Source organism: Marinomonas shanghaiensis, from assembly GCF_003259175.1.
GTDB classification, from domain to species: domain Bacteria; phylum Pseudomonadota; class Gammaproteobacteria; order Pseudomonadales; family Marinomonadaceae; genus Marinomonas; species Marinomonas shanghaiensis.
This window is the reverse complement of the sequence record NZ_QGOK01000042.1, coordinates 1-4,626: the sequence shown is the minus strand read 5'-3', so window position 1 is coordinate 4,626 and position 4,626 is coordinate 1. Positions and strand designations below refer to the sequence as shown.

4 protein-coding genes are annotated in these 4,626 nt (G+C 45.3%); 1 reads left to right on the top strand and 3 read right to left on the bottom strand.

Annotation, left to right across the window (positions count from 1 at the left end; translation table 11 throughout):
- Positions 1-448 precede the first annotated feature (448 nt).
- On the bottom strand, positions 449-1,285 hold the full coding sequence (gene galU / locus DKT73_RS19835; RefSeq protein WP_111640258.1) for a UTP--glucose-1-phosphate uridylyltransferase GalU: 837 nt from the start codon (positions 1,283-1,285) through the stop codon (positions 449-451).
- A gap of 100 nt (positions 1,286-1,385) precedes the next feature.
- Complete coding sequence (locus DKT73_RS19830; protein ID WP_111640257.1) at positions 1,386-2,264, bottom strand: ArgP/LysG family DNA-binding transcriptional regulator; 879 nt, start codon at positions 2,262-2,264, stop codon at positions 1,386-1,388.
- Positions 2,265-2,363: 99 nt separating this feature from the next.
- On the opposite strand from DKT73_RS19830, the gene DKT73_RS19825 reads away from it, so the two are divergent.
- Positions 2,364-2,972 carry a LysE/ArgO family amino acid transporter gene (locus DKT73_RS19825; RefSeq protein ID WP_111640256.1) on the top strand — a complete coding sequence of 203 codons (609 nt, stop codon included), beginning with the start codon at positions 2,364-2,366 and terminating at the stop codon, positions 2,970-2,972.
- A gap of 37 nt (positions 2,973-3,009) precedes the next feature.
- Here the strand turns inward: DKT73_RS19825 and DKT73_RS19820 are convergent, their stop codons facing one another.
- Positions 3,010-4,293, bottom strand: coding sequence for an MFS transporter (locus DKT73_RS19820; protein ID WP_111640255.1), 1,284 nt, complete (start codon positions 4,291-4,293; stop codon positions 3,010-3,012).
- Between the last annotated feature and the right edge of the window lie 333 nt (positions 4,294-4,626).

Here is a 4,626-nt window from a genome sequence, read left to right as displayed (position 1 = left end):
ACGGCCTGAAGGCCGACCTACATTTTGATGGTGATTGGTTTTATGTTATGAGGTTTTGGCGGCCTAAAGGCCGACCTACATTTTGATGGGGATTGATTTGGTGTCATCGGCTTCTGACGGCCTGAAGGCCGACCTACATTTTGATGGGGATTGGTTTGATGTTATGAGGTTTTGACGGCCTAAAGGTGATTGGTTTTATGTAGGTCGTGCTTTAGCGCGTCAAGGGGGTTGCAAAGGCTGAATGCTTTTTGACGGCCTAAAGGCCGACCTACATTTTGATGGGGATTGGTTTGGTGCCACAGGCTTTTGACGGCCTGAAGGCCGACCTACAGCAGGTTGGTTTGATTGGTTTTTTGTCGCCATAAATACACGACCTACAGTTTGATCTTGTAGGTCGTGGTTTTTTTATTTCTGCTTTATTTTTGTGCAAATTCGGTGGTGAGTGATATTACTCAGCAGTCGGATCTTTGTAGATATTTTGGTAGCAAAAGTTGGTCGCTTCTACGAAGCCGTCTACGCTACCACAGTCAAAGCGTTTGCCTTTGAATTTATAAGCCAATACGCAGCCTTCTTTTGCTTGTTGCAAAATAGCATCGGTAATTTGCACTTCACCGTTACGTCCAGGTGGTGTATTGCGAATTTTGTCAAATATATCCGGAGTAAGGATGTAACGACCAATGATCGCTAGGTTCGATGGCGCTTCTTCTTTGGACGGTTTTTCCACCATGTCGGTAACACGATACAAGCCTTCCATCATCGATTCGCCCTGGATTACGCCGTATTTGTGTACTTCGTCTTCTGGTACTTCTTCAATGGCAACAATGGTGCAACGGAATTGGTTATAAAGTTTTACCATTTGTGCCATGACGCCATCGTCTTCGCCAAAGCAAAGATCGTCTGCCAGTACCACGCCAAAGGCTTCATCACCAATAAGAGGTTCGCCTGTCAAAATAGCATGGCCTAGACCTAACATGTTGTTTTGGCGAGTAAAAGAGAAGTTAACGTTATCGATCAGGTAACGAATTTCATCGAGGTATTTTTCTTTACTGGTGCCTGCGATTTGGTGCTCAAGTTCATAGCTAATATCGAAATGGTCTGCAATGGCGCGTTTACCACGACCTGTCACAAAAGTAACGTTGTCCAAACCTGCTTTTACGGCTTCTTCAACGCCATATTGCACCAAGGGTTTGTTCACAATCGGAAGCATTTCTTTTGGCATGGATTTGGTGGCAGGCAAAAAGCGTGTGCCATAGCCAGCGACAGGGAATAGACATTTGCGAATCATAATTTTTCCTTAAAATGTTTTTGTAAAATGGCGGCCCAAAAAATGGCTGTCCAGAAGTAATGCATGCCAGCCTGTTTCGATAGATGCCTGCATTCCTGCATTATAGAGCATCTCGCGTGACCGTTAGTATCACCTTGGTTAACCGATCTAATACAGGTGAATTAAGTTTGTACCAATGCCAGTAAAGTGGCAAGGCCAGTCGCTTGTTTGGCAGCAAGGATATCAGTTTCTTGCTTTTTATTTTCTGTTTAATTTGAATACTTGGAATCAAAGCACAGACCGTGCCACCCATCACCAGCTCAACAAAACCATGGGCAGATGGATACCAATGGCTGTGGCTCATATCCGTTGCCACGTTTAAGCATTCATTCTGATAGCGTGCCCAGAGCTCATCGTGTTCATCGTAAATCAAAGAAGGGGATGTGAGAACCGCTTCAGCAGTTAGGTTGCCTTTCAGATGCGTGTCAATAAAGCTGGGTGTGGCGACCAGCTCATAATACATATTGCCAAGAAAAATAGAATCCCCACCAGAGACTGGCGTGCCAATTTGGCTAACACAAGCCACCACTTCGCCAGTTTGAAGCAGCGCACGGGTTTTGGCCTGATCGGCGGCTTTGATGTGCAGTTTGGTTTTGTCGAAGGCTGAGAATTGGCTGACAACCTCTGGAAACCAGGTTGCGAGTACGTCGTTATTCACTGCGATATTAATAGGCTGTTTGGCCTGTTGACCTTGAATGGCTTCTTGTAGGCCTTCTTCGAGCATGGTGACTTTGTTGAAATGCGCCAGTAGCTGTTCGCCTAAGGGGGTGGCTACCACAGGCCTTGCACGTATGAGTAAGGGGCGGCCACATTCTTGTTCTAAACGTTTGATGTTCTGAGATACAGCGGATTGTGTGAGATGCAAGTACTCGGCGGCTTTGTCAAAACTTTGGAATTTCAGGACGGCATGAAGACTGGTTAATGCTTTATAATCTAACATTATTTTTTCTAATATAAGTTTAGTTTAATTAATTTTAATTTACTGTCTGACTTACGTAAGATCAAGCGCTATCTAGCAAACAGTCAGTGAGATTACGCAATGTTGGCATTTTTAAGTGGTGCGATTACGGGTGGTGGTTTAATTGTAGCGGTTGGGGCACAGAACAGTTTTTTATTGGAGCAGGCGTTAAAGCGACATTATGCTTTTCCAATTGCGCTGTTGTTTATTATCAGTGATGCCATTTCCATTGCGCTCGGTGCGTTTGGTTTGGGGCTGATTTTGCAAAGTCATGATTGGCTTTTAACGGTGTCTCGCTGGGCAGGCGTGGCGTTTTTGGTGTGGTTTGCGTTAGGGAAATGGCGTGCTTCTTTCCAGGAGGAGCATTTGATTCTGGAGCAATACAGCAAGCGCCTCGCGTTATGGCCTTTGGTGATGATGGGATTTGCTGTCACTTGGTTGAATCCACATTTTTATTTGGACACTATGATTTTAATGGGTAGTCTGTCGAACCAATGGCAAGAAGCGAAATGGGCCTTTGTCTTTGGTGGTATCTGTGCGTCTGTGTTGTGGTTTTTGTCGTTGGCGTTAGTGGGCAAGTTTTGTGCGAAGTGGTTGGAAAAAGCCGCCTTTTGGCGTTGGTTTAACCGGATTAATGCAATTTTGATTTGGAGTATCGCCTTGAAAATAGCCACACAACCCTTGTCTTAGTTGAGCAAGGGTTGTGTGCAATGGGAAATCAAACGGCTTACAGTTTGATTTCCACCTCGTGGCTTTTTTCGTCATGACTCGTAGAGGAGTCGGCTTCAGCAAGCATTTCCGCTGTTGCGACAGACGATACGGTTAAAGCAACTGGAATCTGATCCCCTTGCTCTTCGATGTTCATAGCGGGCTGGTAGTTGATTCGATACAAGGCTACTAGGGCAACGCTTAGATTCATTGCAGCAACAAACCAGAAAAGAGCATCAAGACGAACCCAATCCATAAATATCGCGGCCAGCAATGGCCCCGTCATACCGCCAACACCGTTTAATAGGATAATGCCGCTACTGGCAGATAAGATTTGTTCTGGTCGCAGCTGATCGTTAATGTGCGATGAGGCCAAGGAGTACATGGGAAAAGTGAAAGCCCCGATGAAAAACATCCCGATCATCATGACGACTTGGCTGTTTAGAGTGCTGCCAAGGGGAACGATAAAAGCGGCAATGGCACCCACAATAGCCACCCACAGAATGGTGACACGTCGATCTTGGCGGTCAGACAAGCGTCCAATAGGCCATTGTAAGAGCATCCCCCCAACATAACTGGCACCAATGAATAGAGAGATTTGCCCCACATTCATGCCGCTTGTCTTAGCGTAAAGCGCCCCTAAGCCGAGTAATGCACCGGACGTTACCCCCGCAATAGTGACCCCTGTGACACCCAATGGTGCGGTTTTTATTAAGCCCATAATATTGAGCTTTTCCGGAATGCTGATCGTTGGTGAGGGGGTGCGTACTAATAGCAAAGGCACCAAGGCCAACGAAATCAACACCGATGACAATATGAACAAGCCATAGCCACTTGGCGACGCTAAGTTCAATAATACCTGCCCCAGCGTCTGGCTCGCCCATAATTCAATAATGTAAATCGAGAACAAACGACCGCGGGTTTTATTGGTCGCAATGTCGTTTAACCAGCTTTCCGTCACAATAAAGAGCGCGGCATAGCACAAGCCAGTACACATCCGCATTAGCATCCAGAACCAAGGATTGACAATGACAGACTGCATTAAAATCGTAATAGATGCCAAAGAGGCAACGGCTGCAAAGACACGAATATGCCCCACATTTTTGATCCAATTCGGTACCAATAACGAACCGATAATGAAACCTAAATAATAAGCAGACATGATCAACCCCGTTGCCGAGGTATTAAACGATTCGATGGAGGCCCGGATACCAATCAATGAGCTTTGCAAGGCACTCGCCATGGTCAAAATGGCGATACCGAAGAGCAGGCTCCAGATGGGAAACAGGGTTTGCTTTAACATGCAGTGTCCTTATTGAACTGAGCGTATTTTTAATAAAAACGTCATAATAATCGGAGTTGATCATTATTTGCGCCGACTATACCAAGAGAATCTTTGAATGCAATCAATAATCACCCTAGTAAAAGATAGCAAAGAAAGTCGATGTTTTCTGAGCAAGTTGCGCATTATCTAATGACGACATCATATGTATCAAATTTTATGCCAATGTTATTACCGTTTTATTTTTGTCGTGCTTTAGCGCGTCAAGGTTTTGGTTTGGTGTGATGAGCTTCTGACGGCCTAAAGACCGAACTACAAGTGATTTGTTTATGTAGGTCGTGCTTTAGCGCGTCA